Source organism: Halobellus captivus (genome assembly GCF_003697845.1).
GTDB classification, from domain to species: domain Archaea; phylum Halobacteriota; class Halobacteria; order Halobacteriales; family Haloferacaceae; genus Halorubrum; species Halorubrum glutamatedens.
Genome location: NZ_RDQE01000008.1, coordinates 178,058 through 193,956, shown reverse-complemented (window position 1 = coordinate 193,956; position 15,899 = coordinate 178,058). Strand labels below are relative to the sequence as shown.

The following is a 15,899-nucleotide window of genomic DNA, read 5'->3' as shown; positions in this document are numbered from 1 at the left end:
GAGGCCGTGCCGAGTGACCTCGATCGCCTTCTCGAGTTTGTGCTGGAGCGACGGATAGTCGCCCGGGTCCTCGCCCTCGCCGTCCGCGTAGTCGACCGCTACCGAGTTCGGGAAGTCTGCTGGCATGTATATCGGGGACTCTCGACGGCAACGAAAGTTAGTCCCTCGTTATCGGTTTCGAGCGCACGACAGCCCGGCAGATGCCCGTCACGAGCCGTCCGCGACGCTGGCGACGAGGGTTCATATACGATACCGGAACCAGAATCCCCACGACACGTCGACGGCTCACGGCAGGCCTGAGCGGACGTGCGGTCGACCGCCGTGAGGAGGAGAGGACCGCCTGTTCGCCACTCGACTTCCGCTCCGGTCTCGGCTCCTCTCGTTCGATCCGCTCCGAACTACTCGCGGAGTTCGGTCATGTGTTCGATCCGCTCCTCGAGCAGTTCCGGCTTCCCGATGTCGTGACGGATCCGGACGCGGTCGCCGGCCGCCGACAGCGCCGCGTCCGCCTCGGCCTCCGCGGCCGCGATGGAGTCGCCGAGACCGACGACCGCGAACGCCCGCGACGTGGTCGTGTAGAGTCCGTCCTCGCGCTCGTCGACGCTCGCGTAATAGAGCAGCGCGTCGCCGACGCTCCCCTCGTCGACCGCGATCCGTGCCCCGCTGTCCGGCTCGACCGGGTAGCCGTCGGGCACGGCGTACTTACACACCGTCGCCTCGCCCGAGAACTCGAGTTCGGGAAGCGACGTGTCGTCTCGAGCGGCGGTCAGCACGTCGATAAAGGGCGTATCGAGCACCGGAAGCGTGTTCATCGCCTCGGGGTCGCCGAAGCGCGCGTTGAACTCGACGACCTTCGGTCCGTCCGCGGTCAGCATGAACTGCCCGTAGAGGACGCCCTTGTAGTCCGGGAGCGCGTCGACGACGGCGTCGAGCACGTCGAGGGCGGCCTCGTAGTCGCCCGACCGCATGAACGGGAGCGAGGGCCCGGTGTCCGAGTACGATCCCATCCCGCCCGTGTTCGGCCCCTCGTCGCCCTCGTAGGCCCGTTTGTGGTCCTGAACGGCGGGCGTCGCGCGGAACTCCCCGTCGGCGACGAACGCCTGGACCGTGAACTCCTCGCCGACTAGCCGCTCCTCGAGGACGACCCGGTCGTAGTCGGCGTCGCGGAGGTACGCCTTCGCCTCCTCGGCGGTGACCTGATCGCCGATCACCTTCACGCCCTTGCCGCCGGTGAGACCGGCGGGCTTCACGGCGAGGTCGCCGTCGTACTCGTCGATGTACGTACAGGCGGCGTCCATGTCGTCGAACACCTCGAAGTCCGGACAGCCGGGTACGTCGGCCTCGCGCATGAACCGTCGCTGGTACGCCTTGTCCGTCTCCAGGCGTGCCTCCGCCTCCCGCGGACCGAACGCGTACACGCCGGCGTCGTCGAGCGCGTCCGCGACGCCGGCCGCCAACGCCGACTCGGGGCCGATGACCGCGAGGTCCGCGCCGATCTCGGTCGCGAACGCGACGATCGCGTCGGCGTCGGTCTCCTCGATCGTCTCGAACCCGTCGGCGAGTCGGCGGATGCCGGGGTTTCGGTTGCTGGCGCAGGCGTACAGCGAACAGTCGTCGGCGAGCGCGCGGGCGATGGCGTGCTCGCGACCGCCGCCGCCGACGAGGAGTACGGTCTCGGTCATGCGCGACGGATATCCGCATAGTAGTGTAAGCCTTACCCTCTCTGTTCGTCGTTCGATCCACACCGATGGATCGACTCGAAACAAACCGGGTACCACGCCGTTCGATCGGGTTCCGTGTAGCGGGGTTTTTCCGACACGCGGGCCAATCCGGCCCATGTCACAGCCGACCGACCGAAACCGGCTCGCCGACGAGGCGAGCCCGTACCTCCAGCAGCACGCCGACAACCCGGTCAACTGGCAGCCGTGGGGCGAGGAGGCGTTCGAGCGCGCCCGCGAGCACGACGTGCCGGTGTTCGTCTCCATCGGTTATTCCGCGTGTCACTGGTGTCACGTCATGGAGGAGGAGAGCTTCGCCGACGAGGAGACCGCGGCGCTGCTCAACGAGTCGTTCGTCCCGATCAAGGTCGACCGTGAGGAGCGTCCCGACGTCGACAGCACGTTCATGACGGTCTCACAGCTCGTCACGGGCGGCGGGGGCTGGCCGCTCTCGGCGTGGTGTACGCCGGACGGAAAGCCCTTCTACGTCGGGACGTACTTCCCGCCGGAGCCGCGCGGGAACCATCCCTCCTTCCCGGGGTTGTGTCGACGGATCGCCGACTCCTGGAGCGATCCCGAACAGCGCACGGAGATGGAACGTCGCGCCGAGCAGTGGACCGCGAGCGCACGGGACGAGCTCGAGTCCGTCCCGGAACCCGACGAGACGTCCAGGAACTCCGAGCCGCCCGGTTCGGGACTCCTCGACGATGCGGCCGCGACCGCGATGCGGAGCGTCGACGAGGAACACGGCGGGTTCGGCGCGAGCGGCCCGAAGTTCCCGATGCCGGGGCGGGTGGACCTCCTGTTGCGGGCGGCCGCCCGGAGCGGTCGCGAGGAGCTCCTGCGGGCGGCCACGCGGACCCTCGACGGGATGTCCACGGGCGGGATGTACGACCAGATCGGCGGCGGATTTCACCGCTACGCGGTCGACCGCGAGTGGACGATCCCCCACTTCGAGAAGATGCTGTACGACAACGCCGAGCTGCCGATGGTCTACATGGACGCCTCCCGGCTCACCGGCGACGCCGGATACGACCGGGTGGCCGCCGAGTCGTTGACGTTTCTCGAACGCGAACTGCGCCATCCCGACGGCGGGTTCTTCAGCACCCTCGACGCGCGGAGCCCCCCGCCCGCGACCCGGGGCGGAGACGACCCCGAGGGTTCCTCCGAACGGATCGAGGGGGCGTTCTACGCGTGGACGCCCGAGGAGGTCGACGCCGTCCTCGAGGAGCCCGCTGCGTCGATCGCTCGGTCCCGATACGGGATCGAACCCGGCGGGAACTTCGAGCGCGGGACGACGGTCCCGACGCTCGCGACCTCGGTGGCGGAACTCGCCGACGAGTACGATCGGTCCGAGGCGGGGATCGAGGAGGTCCTCCTCGAGTCCCGGACCGCCCTCTTCGAGGCCCGCGAGGAGCGCCCCCGGCCCGCCCGAGACGAGAAGGTGTTGGCCTCGTGGAACGGACGGGCGATATCGGCGTTCGCGGCCGCGGGAACCGTACTCGGCGAGTCGTACGCCGATCTGGCAGCTGACGCGCTCGAGTTCTGTCGGGAGCGTCTGTACGACGCCGAGGAGGACCGACTGGATCGGCGGTGGCTCGACGGCGACGTGGCCGGGTCTGGATACCTCGACGACTACGCGTTCCTCGCGCGCGGCGCGTTCGACGTGTACTCCGCCACGGGAGACGTCGACGCGCTCGCGTTCGCGCTGGAGCTGTCGGAGGCGCTCTTAGCGGAGTTCTACGATCCGGACGCGGGGACGATCTACTTCACCCGCGATCCCGACACGAACGCTGACGGGACGGCGGGCGACGGAACGCTCTTCGCCCGACCACAGGAGTTCACGGACCGCTCGACCCCGTCGAGTCTGGGGATCGCCGCGGAGACGCTCGCGGTCCTCGACGGGTTCCGAACCGACGACCGGTTCCGGTCGGTCGCCGAGGCGGTCGTGGGGACCCACGCCGACCGGATCCGCGCGAGCCCGCTCGAGCACGTGTCCCTGGTCCGCGCGGCCGAGCGTGTCGCGAGCGGCGGGATCGAGGTGACGATCGCGGCGGACGAGACGCCCGCCGAGTGGCGGCAAACGCTCGGTGATCGATACCTTCCGGGCGCGATCGTCACGCGTCGGCCGACGACGGAATCCGGACTCGACGAGTGGCTCGACCGACTGGGTCTCGAGGACGCGCCGCCGGTCTGGAAGGGACGCGACGCCGAGGGCGACGAACCGACCGTCTACGTCTGTGAGGGGTTCGTCTGCTCGCCGCCCGAGACCGACCTCGACGCGGCGCTCGAGTGGCTCGCGAACCGCGAGTGACCGATGTCGGTAACCTCGGTCGATCGTCGCCAACGTCGATCGAGCGCCGGCGACGTCGGCCACCGATCGAACGCCCTTAGCGGGTCGAGCGCCTTGAGGGGAACATGAAGCGGTACGACCTCCTCTATCGGCTGTACGACGAGTTCGACGCCGCGGCGCTCCGGGAGCAACAGTCGTTCGTCGACCTGTTCCCGCCGGTCGATTCCCGCGTCGCGCTCGACCACTGGGAGGACGCGAGCGAGGAGTTGACGCGGCGACGGACGGCTATCGCCGACGCGATGCCGCACGGGGAGGCGTTCGCGGAGGTGGCGTCGTACGCCGACCGCGAGACCGCGTTCACGGCGCTCGACCTCCTGAACCGGTACGGTCGCGCAGTCAACGCGCTCGTGCTCGACGTCGACGAGACGCTGCGATCCGCGGGCGGGACGGACAACGATATCCCCCGCGAGACGCTCCACATGCTGGGAAAGCTCCATGAGTCCGGCGTCCCGATCGTCGTCTGTACCGGACAAACTCTCGAGAACGTCAAGGGGTTCACGATCCAGGGGCTCGGAAACGAGCTCGTTCACTCCGGGACGCTGTCCATCGTCTACGAGTCCGGAAACGGCGTGTTCACGCCCGGTCACGGCTCGCGCACGAAGCAGTTGCTCTACGAGGACCTCGACGAGGACGTTCGGACGGCCTTCGACGAGGTGCGGTCGCGCGTGTTGCCGGCGGCTCCGCGAAACGTGCGTCGGGGGTGTCACCTCCAGGGAAACGAGTTCAACGTCACCCTGAAGCCGAACTTCGAGACCGGCAGCGACGCCGCCGAGCGCGTGATCGACGACGCGGTCGTCCACCTGATCGACCTCCTCGGGACGGTCGTGGTCGAGACGAGCGACCGCGGACGGGACAGCGACTGCGGACGGGATGACGACCGTGGGCAAGGTAGCGAGTCCGTCGGAGACGGATACACGTGGGCGCGCGCCCACTACGCGGCGGCCGACCCGGAGATACGCGAGGTGTTGACGGCGAAAGACGCCGATCCGAGCGTCGACGTCGAGTCGATCCCCGAGGCGGTCCGGTCGCTTTTCGACGGGATCGACGTCGGGTATTACGAGGGTGACGCGGCCGAGATCGGCTCGCTGGAGTTGAACAAGGCCGCCGGCGTGGAGGCGGCGCTCGACGTGCTCGGCGTCGAGGACCCGTTCGTGTTCGTGATGGGCGACAGCAAGTCGGACCTGCGGGTCATGGAGTGGGCCGCCGAGAAGCGGGCGGGGATCGCGGCCGCGCCCGAACACGCCTCCGCGGACGTCCTCGCTCACGTCCGCGGAGGCGACGAACTCGTCTACGGACGCGGACGGGCGGCCGAGATGCTTCGAACCGTCCACGCGCTGAATCGGCTCGCGTTTCTCGGCGGCGATCGGTCGGTCGGGAGCGCACGGGACGAGGGAGTGCCGACCGCGACGCGCGATCGGTGACCGCCTAATTAAATACGCGGGCGACGTGCCCACGGACATGTACGACTTCGTCGTCGTCGGTGCGGGCCCGCCGGGGTCGCGGTTCGCCCGCCGGGCGGCCGAGAACGGGTACGACGTGGTCGCCTTCGAGAAGGGCGAGGTCGGCGCGCCGCTGGCCTGCTCCGGGCACGTCTCGACCGACATCTGGGAGTACGTCCCCGAGGACGCGCGAAACGACCTGTTCCAGAACCGGGTCTTCGGCGCGCGCTTCCACGTCGGCGGCCCGGGATCGCGGCCGTATCGGTTCTACAAGCGCGAGGCTGTCTCGAACGTCATCGATCGCGTCGGGCTCGACCGCGCGCTCGCCGAGTGCGCCCGCGACGCGGGCGCGGACGTCCGGGAGGACCACACCGTCACCGGAATCGAGGAGCGCGCGGACCGCGTCGTCGTCGAGGTCAGCGTCGCCGGCGGCGGAACCGAGACGGTCGAGGCGCGGATGGTCGCGGGCTGTGACGGGCCCACCTCGCGCGTCCGCCGCGAGGTCGGGATCGACGAGCCCGACGAGATCCTCCACGGCGTGCTCGCGTTCGATCCCGAGCCGGACGACCGCGACTACGTCGACGTCCACCTCACCGCACCGCGCTTCTTCGCGTGGCGGATCCCGCGCGGCGACGCCGGCGTCGAGTACGGGCTCGCCGCGCCGCCCGGCGACGACGTGTCGGCACGGTTCGACCGGTTGACCGACGCCTACGAGGTCGACACCGAGGACTTCTGTTCGGGGGCGATCCCGATCGGGCCGCCCGACTCCGTGACGACCGATCGGGTCTTCCTGATCGGCGACGCCGCGGCCCAGACGAAGCCGTTCACCGGGGGCGGGATCCTCTACGGGATGACCGCGGCGGACGTCGCCGTCCGGCGGATCGACCCGACCGACCCGTCGACGCTCGCCGACTACGAGGCGGGCTGGCGCGAGGAGCTGGCGACCGAGATCCGGCTCGGGAAGCTCGTCCGGGCGTGTTACTCGCTTCCCGAGCCGGTCCAACACCTCGGTCTGCGGGCGCTCTCTGGCGAGATCGGCGTCCACATGGACCGGCCGTCGTCGTTCTTCTCCCGCGATCACCTCCGCCAGCTGTTGTCCTAGCGTGTCGTCACCCCTTAGCGTGTCGTCATTCCCGACGTCGAGGAGACGTTACTCCGCGAGGACGGACGCGAACGAGACGTTCTCGCGGACGCTCGTGATCTCCACGGTGACCTCGTCGCCGAGCTCGGCGTCGGGGACGATGACGACGTAGCCACGCTCGATCTTGGCGATGCCGTCGCCCTTGTCGCCGAGCGTCTCGATGGTCACCTCGCGGACCTCCCCCTCCTCGACGGGTGGGCCGGAGGCGGCGTGGTTCGTTCCGGATCCGGCGTTTCCGTCGGCGGATCGAGCGGGACCGCTCGATCCCTTCGAAGTCCGCGTTCGAGTCCCATCGTCGGCTTCCCGCCCGTCGCGATCGATCATCGCGATCCGGTACGTCCCGCCGACGGCCACGGACTCGTGTTCGACCTCGCGTTTCGGCACCGAGATCACGTATCGGTCCTCGTCGTCGGTCTCCAGTTCGGCGGTGAACAGACAGGTGAGCGAATCGGTTACTTCGACCATGCCACCCCGTTCGAGGGGGGTCAAGGAAAACGCTCGCATCGGATCCGAGCATAAACGCTTACTGTGATCCGAATTAACGTCTCGGTATGAGCAGGAACTACGAGTCGCTTCACGACCCGAACGCGGAGTACACGATGCGTGAGCTCTCCGCCGAGACGATGGACGCAACCCGGTCACGCGGCGGCGGCCGCGACCTCGAGATCACGGACGTCCAGACGACGATGGTCGACGGCAACTTCCCGTGGACGCTCGTGCGCGTCTACACCGACGCGGGCGTGGTCGGCACCGGCGAGGCGTACTGGGGCGCGGGCGTTCCCGAGCTGATCGAGCGGATGAAGCCGTTCGTCGTCGGCGAGAACCCGCTCGACATCGACCGGCTGTACGAACACCTGATCCAGAAGATGTCCGGCGAGGGCTCCGTCGAGGGCGTCACCGTCACCGCCATCTCGGGGATCGAAGTCGCGCTCCACGACCTCGCGGGCAAGGTCCTCGAGGTGCCCGCCTACCAGCTGCTCGGCGGGAAGTACCGCGACCGGATGCGCGTCTACTGCGACTGTCACACCGAGGAGGAGGCCGACCCCGAGGCGTGTGCCGACGAGGCCGAACGCGTCGTCGACGAACTGGGCTACGACGCGCTCAAGTTCGACCTCGACGTTCCGTCGGGTCTCGAGAAGGACCGCGCGAACCGCCACCTCCGTCCCGGCGAGATCCGCCACAAGGCGGAGATCGTCGAGCGAGTCACGGAACGCGTGAAGGACGAGGCGGACGTCTCCTTCGACTGTCACTGGACGTTCTCGGGCGGCTCCGCGAAGCGACTGGCGGACGCCATCGAGGAGTACGACGTCTGGTGGCTCGAGGATCCCGTGCCGCCGGAGAACCTGGAGGTTCAAGAGGAGGTCACGAAGAACACGACCACGCCGATCGCGGTGGGCGAGAACCGGTACCGCGTCACCGAACTTCGCCGGCTGATCGAGAACCAGGCGGTCGACATCGTCGCGCCCGACCTGCCGAAGGTCGGCGGGATGCGCGAGACGCGGAAGATCGCGGACGTGGCGAACCAGTACTACGTGCCGGTCGCGATGCACAACGTCGCCTCCCCGGTCGCGACGATGGCGGCCGCCCACGTCGGGGCGTCCATCCCGAACTCGCTGGCCGTCGAGTACCACTCCTACGAGCTCGGCTGGTGGAGCGACCTCGTCGAGGAGGAGGTCATCGAGGACGGCTACATCGAGGTGCCCGAGGAGCCCGGCCTCGGCGTCACCCTCGACATGGACGCCGTCGAGGAACACATGGTCGAAGGCGAGGAGTTGTTCGACGAGGCTTAGCCTCGTCGAGCTCGGAAATCTCTGATTTCCGGCGTTCGACTGAGCGGTAGCGAAGTCGGGCTAGCGAATCTCCGATTCGCGCTGTTCGACTGAGCGGTAGCGAAGTCGGGCTAGCGAATCTCCGATTCGCGCTGTTCGACTGAGCGGTAGCGAAGTCAGTCCGGCCGCGTCCCCGGCGTCGGGACATCGATCTCGACCGACTCGAGCCCGCGCTCCGCGAGTTCCTCGCGGATCCCGGCCGCCCGCGGCTCGATCTCCGCCGGGTCGTGGCTGTCCGTTCCGACGGTCACTTCCACGCCGTGATCGACGAGCGCGTCGAGGAACGTCGGCGCGGGGTGGAACTCGCCGTAGTCGTCGAGCAGCCGACCGGCGTTGATCTCCGGGACCGTCCGAGACCGCTCGAACGCCGCCGCGGTCCGTTCGTAGTGCTCGCTCGTCGCGAACCCGCGGAGGTGCGGGTTCCGCTCGACCAGGTCCGGATGCGCGGCGATCGCGAACAGCTCGGAGTCGATCAGCGCGACCAACTTCTCGAAGTAGCGGTCGACGAGGTCGCGACGTTCCCCCTCCGAGCGCTCCGAGAAGTACGACCGCGCGTGGACGTTGACTCCTTCGAGGTCGTGGACGCTGCCGACCGCGTAGTCGAAGCTGGCCTCGGAGAGGAACGCCTCGATCGTCGCCTCGTGGTCGGGATGGTAATCCATCTCGATCGCGTCGAAGACGGAGATGTCGGCGCGCTCGCGGGCGACCCCGATCGCCTCCCGGCGTCGCTCGTAGGTCGCATCGAGGTTGAACCCGAGGAGTCGCTTCCGCCGTTCCGCGCTCTCGTCCGGGATCACGGAGCAGTGGTCGGCGATACCGACCCCGTCGAGGCCGGCGGTCTCCGCCGCCCCGACCATCGCTTCGAGGAACGACCCGTCCGAGTACGTCGAGTGGACGTGGTAGTCGTACACGTCGGGGATGGGCGCGCCGGGAACACGTACCTTGCGGTGACTCCGTCGTCGGACGGAGAACCGCGCGAGGAGTGCGGAGTCGGTCGATTTTAAGTCGGTCGGCGACTACCCGGTAGTGTATGACACGCACGGACGGTGGCGACGACGGGAGTGACGAACTACGGACCGACGGCGGAAGCGGCAAACGCGAGTACACGGTCGATCATCACCTCTCGGACGCGGAGCGGAACGTCCACCGCGCCTGGGACAACTCGCTCGACCCGATCCTGACGGTTGACGACGGCGACGTGGTCAGGTTCGAGTGCCGGGACGCGGTCGACCGCCAGCTCGACGCGGAGTCGACCGCCGAGGACTTCGCGAACGTGAGCTTCGACCCGGTTCACCCCCTCACCGGCCCCGTCGCCGTCGAGGGCGCGGAGCCGGGCGACACCATCCAGGTCGACCTCCTCGACTTCCAGCACAAGGGGTGGGGATACACCGGGTTCATGCCGGGCGAGATGGGGCTCGGTCTGCTGCCGGAGGACTTCCCCGAGGCCGACGTCCACGTCTGGGACCTCCAGGGCGACGTGGGCCGCTTCGTGAACGGGATCGAGGTGCCGCTCGACCCCTTCCCGGGCGTGATCGGGCTCGCACCGGGCGAGGACGGCGAACACGACACGCTCCCGCCGCGGTCAGTGGGCGGGAACATGGACGTGAAACACATGACCGCGGGGTCGACGGTGTACCTCCCCGTCGAGGTCGCCGGCGGGCTCTTCTCGACGGCGGACTGTCACGCCGCGCAGGGGGACGGCGAGGTGTGCGTCACCGGGATCGAGGCGCCGATGTTCGTCACCGCCCGCCTCTCCCTCCGGACGGACATGTCGATCGAACAGCCGCAGTTCGAGACGACCGGCCCGTTCACTCCGACCGGCCGCGACGAGCCGATGTACGGCACGACCGGGATCAGCGACGACCTGATGGAGGCGACGAAGAAGGCGACCCGACACATGATCGACCACCTGGCGGAGAACCGCGGGCTCACCCGCGGGGAGGCGTACATTCTCTGTTCGGCCGCGATGGACCTGAAGGTGAGCGAGGTGGTGGACGCGCCGAACTGGACCGTCTCGGCGTACATCCCGGAGAGCATCTTCCCGGAGGAGTAGTCGGGACGCCGCGCGGACAGAACCTCAGTAGCCGGTGCCGAGCGCCGCGTTGCCGGCGAGGACGAGGAACGCGACGCCGAAGAGGCCGGCGAGGACGGCGAAGGAGACGCCCCAGCCGAACAGGTCGGCGATGAGGCCGGCTCCGACCGATCCGGCCGAGCCGATGACGGTGTAGACGGTCCGGACGAGCCCGAAGCCGGCGCCGCGCTCGGACTCGCTCATCGCGTCCATGAACCGCGGATCGATGGCCGAAAAGAAGCTGGATCCGACGCCGGCGAGGAGCACCGCGACCGCGAGTCCGGCGAGACCGGGGAGGACGACGACGCCGGCGAGCCCGAGCGCCCCCGAGAGCATCGCTCCCCCGATCACGGCGTCGCGGCCGATCCGATCGGAGAGCCGGCCGATCCCGATCTGTGCGCCCGCGCGGACGACGAAGAACGCGGAGAAGACGCCGCCCGCGAACGACGGCGAGTAGCCACGGAAGTCGACGAGGAACGTCGGGAGAAACGAGATGACGCCCTGTGCGACGTAGGTTCCTATCGTCGCGATCGCGAGCGGGAGGAGGACGCTCGGACGCGAGAGGAGCTCGACGAGCGGCCCGAGCCGCAGCCGATCGCGCATCGGCTGGTCGGGGCGACGCGGCTCGGTGGGACGGATCCGCCACGCGAACAGCGCGAATATCGGGATCCCGACGACCGCGGCGAGCGCCACGCCCGGCCGCCAGCCGTACCGGACGCCGACCCACGCGGCGGCGACCGGGGCGACGAGCCCCGCCAGCGGGCCGCCGATCGAGTGGAGTCCGACGGCGGTCCCGAGGTCGTCGAACGTCCGCGAGAGCAGCGTCGTCGCCACCGCGTAGTGGAGCCCGGCGACGAGTCCGAGGAGGAACGCGATCAGGACGAACGCGGGGAACACCGGCGCGAACGCGAGCAGAAGGCTCGCCGCCGACGTGCCGCCGACCGCGACGAGGATCACCCGTCGTTCGCCGTATCGGTCGGCCAGGATCCCGCTCGGGAACTGCGAGACGCCGTACGCGAGCCACATTCCCGAGAGCGCCACCCCGACCGCGGTGTTCGAGACGGCGAAGTCCGCGGTGATGAACGGGACGACCGGACTGATCGCCAGCCGGGCGAAGTACGTCACGAAGAAGGCGAGCATACACAGCGTCAGGACCGTGTAACGGTACCGCCAGTTCACGTCGACCACCGCCCCCGGTGCGCTCCGTTCCGTCGGTCCGTGCGGCTCCGCCCGTTCGGTCGTCGTCGCCGATCCATCGGTCGATCGCGGTCGGGGAGGCGTCGGTTCGACGGTTCGAGTGTACGGTTCACGCTCTACGTTGGTCGTACCGAGACCCGGTAATAAACCGTCGTCTACCGGCCGAACCGACCGTCGCCTACTGGACAAACCGGCCGTCGCCTATCGGATCGTTTCGGGGTCGACACGGCTTCCGACCCACAACAGCGTGACGAGGAGGCCCGCCACCGCCAGCGGGAGGAACCACTGAAGGACCGCGAGCAGCCCCGCCGACGCCTGGACCCCGATCACGAGCAGTATCGTCGGTCCGCAGCAGACGAACCCCGAGACGAGACCGGGGATCCCGGCGGCCGCGCCCGCACCGGCGCCGATCCGGCACGCCGACGGACCGCGCCAGGCGACGACCGAGACCGCGAGGGTCACGCCGACGAGCGCCGCGAGACCGAGACCGATCGCGGCGTTGACGGGAGCGAACAGGTACTCGACCGGGCCGAGCGTGAGCAGCGCGACCGGTTCGTACTGGAACGGCGCGACCCGACGGATCGCGGTCGCGAACGGGTCGCTCACGACGAACAGGTCCACGGCCGGTTCGGCATCGCCCGCCCCGCTCCGGCCGGCCCCACCGCCGACCCGTCCGAGGTGTCCGAGGCCGACGACGTAGAGGACGAAGTAGGTCGCCGAGACGACCGAGAGGGTCGCCTGCCCGTCCCGACGCGAGACCGAGACGCGGGCGGCGAAGGCGGTCCGCCGGACGAGTCCGGACAGCCACGTCACCGGGTTCACGGTCGGCGGAGCGGTCTCAGCGGCCATACCCGGCCTCGGTGTGCGCGCCGACGAAGCCGGTCCCGGGGTAGAACCCCGCCCACGCGAACCACATCGCGTCGAACGCGAGCACCCGCTCGAGCGGCAGGTCGTCGGCGGGGAGTTCGTCCTCGGAACCGGCTTCGCCTCCCTCCACTCGGTAGCCGCTCCCGTCCGGTTCCACGGTCGCGTCCCGGGGGTTCCGGTACACGTATCCCGTCGAGAGGGCGGAGTCCGCGACGGCGACCACCCCGTCGCCGGACGGCTCGACGCTCCCTTCGAGGACCCGTTCCGCGAGCAGCGTCTCCTTGTCGAACGCGACCGCGCCGTCGGCGGTTCGCGCCCCGATCACCACGGACTTCGCGTGGCCCTCATCGGGAGTCGAGAGCGCGGGGAACATCGTCTCGTCGGTGGCGTAGTAGCCGCCGAGCGGCGCGTAGAGTCCGTACGGGTCGTTCTCGTATCGGCGCGCGTATCCCGTGTCGTCGGTCAGCAGTCCGGAGTTCGGATGTGCCGTACGCCACTCGCCGAGGGTCGTCCAGACGACGCGGAACTCCCGGAGGGGTTCGCCGCGCATCCGCCCGTCGATCCCCGTCGCGAGCATCTGCGGCCACCGGCTCTCCGTCTCCCGGTCGTACATGATCAGGTTCGAGTTGACCAGCTGCCCGGAGACGCCGAACGTCGTGTCACCGCGCTCGAACCCCTGTGCCGTGCCGGTCAGCGGACAGTACGTCACCGCGACCGGGTCGCCCCCGATCGTGTCGTTGACGATCTCGTGGTGGACGAGCACGTGTTGGGGGTACGCTTTCGCCTCGCCGCCGCGGACGACGCCGAAGACGGGTGCGTCGTCGACGAGCCCCGACTCGCCGATCGGGGCGAACGTCGGGTCGTCGATCGAGGGGATCCCGTCGACCCCGACGCCGCCGCTCAACGACTCCTCCCGGAGGCGTTCGAGTCCGTACGCCAGATACGGTGAACCGTCCGCGGTCGGCGGGGCGTTGTCGGCGATCGAGTCGTCGTCCCCGTCGGTCGAGGTGTCTTCCCCGTCGGTCGACGCCTCGGCGTTCTTGGTCTTCTCGCTCTCCCGGACGGAGCCGACGACCCCTCCGTCGAGACAGCCGCCGAGTCCGGCGATCCCGAGGACTGTGAGGGATCCGACGGTCGATCGTCGCGTGCGTTTCATGGCCTCCACTCGGGCCCCGACCGGGTAAAGGGCGAAGCGGCTATGCGAGGACTTCACACACCCGAGTCGGTCGAGCGGTCCCGCAGCCGCTCCGCGATCGCTTCCCCCGCCCGTCTCGGATCCGCGCGTTCGATCGTGACCGCGTCGCCGACGGCGACCGCTCCCGGTTCGAGCACGTCACAGCAGAGTCCGCCGCGGTTCCGCAGCGCGGTCGCGAGTCCCGCCTCGCCGGCGACGGCCTCGACGTGCGCACACGGCGGCCGCCGTCGGGTCGGCCGGAGGAGCGCGTCGCCGACGCGGACGCTCGCGTCGAGGAGGCCGTCCATGCCCGTCCCGAAGCCGCGGACGACGACGTTCCGCCGGTGGCGACCGTCCGAGACGTCGATCCCGGTCTCCCCGCGGACCGCGTCGATCGCCTCGTCGGCGACGAGCGTGACAGCGCAGGCGTCGAGTTGGAAGTGGCCCGACCCACGTCGGTAGCGGTCGCCTTCGATCCCGCCGTCGACGACCTCGACCGTCTCCCGCTCGATCGGCGGCGCGCCGCTCTCGGGGGCGGTGAACAGTGCCGCTACGACCCCCTCGCGGGTATCGTTCTCCGATCGGGCGTCCATACCGGCGAATCGTCGGAAGCGAGGTTAAAACCGACCCGACCGAATGGCCCGTAGCGATCGCCCCGGTCGACGCCTTCGAGCCCGTCGATCAATCGAACGTTCCGGCCGTGAGGTACCGCTCGCCGCTGTCCCAGAACACGGTGACGACGAGCGGCTCCTCGCCGACGTACTCCCCGGCGTCGCGGAGTTCGGCCGCGACCGCCTTCGCGGCGAGGTTCGACCCGCCGGAGGACTGCCCGACGAGGATCCCCTCCTCGCGCGCCAGCCGGCGACACTCCGCCTCGGCCTCGTCGAGGTCGACCACGTGGACGTCGTCGATCAGCTCGCGGTCGAGGTTCTCCGCGACGAATCCGGGGCCCATTCCCTGGAACTCGTCGCCGGTGACGTCCTCGCCCGAGAGGACGGCGCTGCCGGCGGGCTCGACCGCGTCGATCCGCACGTCGGGGAACGCCTCGCGGAGTCGGCGGCCGGTGCCGGAGAGCGTCCCGCCCGTGCCGACGCCGGCGACGAGCGCGTCGACGGTCCGGTCGCCGACCTGGTCGAGCACCTCCGGTCCGGTCGTCTCGTAGTGGGCCCGCGGGTTCGACGGATTCTCGAACTGGCGGAGCTGGACCATCCCCGCCTCGTGTTCGAGTTCGTCCGCACGCGCCTTCGCGTCGGAGATGTCGCCGTCTACCAGTTCGACGGTCGCGCCGTACGCCCTCGCGAGCCGACGGCGCTCGACGGACTTCCCCTCGGGGATCACGAGCGTCACGTCGTACCCCTTCACCGCGCCGACCATCGCCATGCCGATTCCCGTGTTTCCCGACGTGGGCTCGACGATTCCGTCCCCCGGGTCGAGTTCGCCGTCGCGCTCCGCGGCCTCGATCATGTACAGCGCCGGACGGTCCTTCGCGGACCCGCCCGGGTTGCGCGACTCGACCTTCGCGGCGACCGTCGTCCCCGGCGGCGAATCGACTCGGACCAACGGCGATCCGAGTCCCTCCAGGATGTCGTCTTCCATCGGTTCACAGGTGGCACCGGCGATTCAAATGCTCGGCGGACTCCGGCAAGGCCCGCGGGTCGTCGGGGACGGCCGTCCTCGCCGCCGCCGCGCCGTTCATTACCCTTGCCGCCCAAGACGCGGGCATGACGCTCGAAACGCTCTCGCCCGACCCGTCGTTCGACCCGGACTCGCTCGACCAGGCCGTCCTCGACGCGCTCGCCGGAGACTACCGATACAAGGTGTGGGGCGGCGACTGGTGTGTCGACTGCCAGCGACAGCTCCCGGCGTTCGGGGCCGCACTCGCCGCCGCGGGGGTCCCCGACGACCGGATCGAGTCGTTCCCCGTGACGAAGGGCCCGGACGGAAAGGAGGGTCCCGGCGTCGAGGCGTACGGGATCGAACTGATCCCCACGGTCGTCGTCGAGGACGCCGACGGCGAGGAGGTCGCCCGGTTCGTCGAGGACGCGGACGTCTCCCTCGCCGAGGCGCTCGCACGCCAGCTCGCGGACGTCGAAGCGACCGCGTAGGGAAG

The 15,899-nt window shown here is 69.5% G+C and carries 14 protein-coding genes and 1 pseudogene; 6 read left to right on the top strand and 9 right to left on the bottom strand.

What is annotated here, in order from left to right:
- A pseudogene (locus EAO78_RS18465) lies at nucleotides 1-126 on the bottom strand (phosphoadenosine phosphosulfate reductase family protein); the annotation flags it as partial.
- 272 nt (nucleotides 127-398) lie between these two features.
- Complete coding sequence (purD, locus tag EAO78_RS11175) at nucleotides 399-1,682, bottom strand: phosphoribosylamine--glycine ligase (RefSeq protein WP_122105908.1); 1,284 nt, start codon at nucleotides 1,680-1,682, stop codon at nucleotides 399-401.
- 154 nt (nucleotides 1,683-1,836) lie between these two features.
- On the opposite strand from purD, the gene EAO78_RS11170 reads away from it, so the two are divergent.
- The 3 genes from EAO78_RS11170 (at nucleotide 1,837) to EAO78_RS11160 (ending at nucleotide 6,612) form a co-directional block, all read left to right on the top strand.
- Entirely contained in the window at nucleotides 1,837-4,032 is a 2,196-nt protein-coding gene (locus tag EAO78_RS11170; protein WP_122105907.1) for a thioredoxin domain-containing protein, read from the top strand.
- Nucleotides 4,033-4,136: 104 nt separating this feature from the next.
- On the top strand, nucleotides 4,137-5,492 hold the full coding sequence (locus tag EAO78_RS11165; protein WP_238987674.1) for an HAD family hydrolase: 1,356 nt from the start codon (nucleotides 4,137-4,139) through the stop codon (nucleotides 5,490-5,492).
- A 37-nt stretch (nucleotides 5,493-5,529) separates the two neighbouring features.
- Nucleotides 5,530-6,612: a geranylgeranyl reductase family protein gene (locus EAO78_RS11160; RefSeq protein ID WP_122105906.1), complete on the top strand. Its 1,083-nt coding sequence runs from the start codon at nucleotides 5,530-5,532 to the stop codon at nucleotides 6,610-6,612.
- Nucleotides 6,613-6,660: 48 nt separating this feature from the next.
- Here EAO78_RS11160 and EAO78_RS11155 read toward each other — a convergent pair whose 3' ends face one another.
- Nucleotides 6,661-7,116: a TRAM domain-containing protein gene (locus EAO78_RS11155; RefSeq protein ID WP_122105905.1), complete on the bottom strand. Its 456-nt coding sequence runs from the start codon at nucleotides 7,114-7,116 to the stop codon at nucleotides 6,661-6,663.
- A gap of 86 nt (nucleotides 7,117-7,202) precedes the next feature.
- Here EAO78_RS11155 and EAO78_RS11150 point away from each other — a divergent pair, with 86 nt between their 5' ends.
- Nucleotides 7,203-8,441 (top strand): mandelate racemase/muconate lactonizing enzyme family protein, encoded by a 1,239-nt coding sequence (locus EAO78_RS11150; protein WP_122105904.1) that lies wholly within the window; start codon nucleotides 7,203-7,205, stop codon nucleotides 8,439-8,441.
- Nucleotides 8,442-8,596: 155 nt separating this feature from the next.
- Here EAO78_RS11150 and EAO78_RS11145 read toward each other — a convergent pair whose 3' ends face one another.
- Nucleotides 8,597-9,391: a PHP domain-containing protein gene (locus tag EAO78_RS11145; RefSeq protein ID WP_122105903.1), complete on the bottom strand. Its 795-nt coding sequence runs from the start codon at nucleotides 9,389-9,391 to the stop codon at nucleotides 8,597-8,599.
- Between the two features lie 119 nt (nucleotides 9,392-9,510).
- Here EAO78_RS11145 and EAO78_RS11140 point away from each other — a divergent pair, with 119 nt between their 5' ends.
- Complete coding sequence (locus EAO78_RS11140) at nucleotides 9,511-10,533, top strand: acetamidase/formamidase family protein (RefSeq protein ID WP_122105902.1); 1,023 nt, start codon at nucleotides 9,511-9,513, stop codon at nucleotides 10,531-10,533.
- 24 nt (nucleotides 10,534-10,557) lie between these two features.
- On the opposite strand, the gene EAO78_RS11135 is transcribed toward EAO78_RS11140, so the two are convergent.
- The 5 genes from EAO78_RS11135 to EAO78_RS11115 form a co-directional block, all read right to left on the bottom strand.
- Complete coding sequence (locus tag EAO78_RS11135) at nucleotides 10,558-11,730, bottom strand: MFS transporter (RefSeq protein WP_122105923.1); 1,173 nt, start codon at nucleotides 11,728-11,730, stop codon at nucleotides 10,558-10,560.
- A 219-nt stretch (nucleotides 11,731-11,949) separates the two neighbouring features.
- Complete coding sequence (locus tag EAO78_RS11130; RefSeq protein WP_122105901.1) at nucleotides 11,950-12,597, bottom strand: hypothetical protein; 648 nt, start codon at nucleotides 12,595-12,597, stop codon at nucleotides 11,950-11,952.
- Nucleotides 12,587-13,771, bottom strand: coding sequence for a DUF3179 domain-containing protein (locus EAO78_RS11125; RefSeq protein WP_122105900.1), 1,185 nt, complete (start codon nucleotides 13,769-13,771; stop codon nucleotides 12,587-12,589). The genes EAO78_RS11130 and EAO78_RS11125 overlap by 11 nt, the downstream gene beginning before the upstream one ends.
- 53 nt (nucleotides 13,772-13,824) lie before the next feature.
- Nucleotides 13,825-14,382 carry an MOSC domain-containing protein gene (locus EAO78_RS11120; protein WP_122105899.1) on the bottom strand — a complete coding sequence of 186 codons (558 nt, stop codon included), beginning with the start codon at nucleotides 14,380-14,382 and terminating at the stop codon, nucleotides 13,825-13,827.
- A gap of 88 nt (nucleotides 14,383-14,470) precedes the next feature.
- Nucleotides 14,471-15,385 (bottom strand): PLP-dependent cysteine synthase family protein, encoded by a 915-nt coding sequence (locus tag EAO78_RS11115; protein ID WP_122105898.1) that lies wholly within the window; start codon nucleotides 15,383-15,385, stop codon nucleotides 14,471-14,473.
- A gap of 125 nt (nucleotides 15,386-15,510) precedes the next feature.
- On the opposite strand from EAO78_RS11115, the gene EAO78_RS11110 reads away from it, so the two are divergent.
- A complete protein-coding gene (locus tag EAO78_RS11110) occupies nucleotides 15,511-15,894 on the top strand; it encodes a TlpA family protein disulfide reductase (protein ID WP_122105897.1) in 384 nt (127 codons plus the stop codon).
- Nucleotides 15,895-15,899 lie beyond the last annotated feature (5 nt).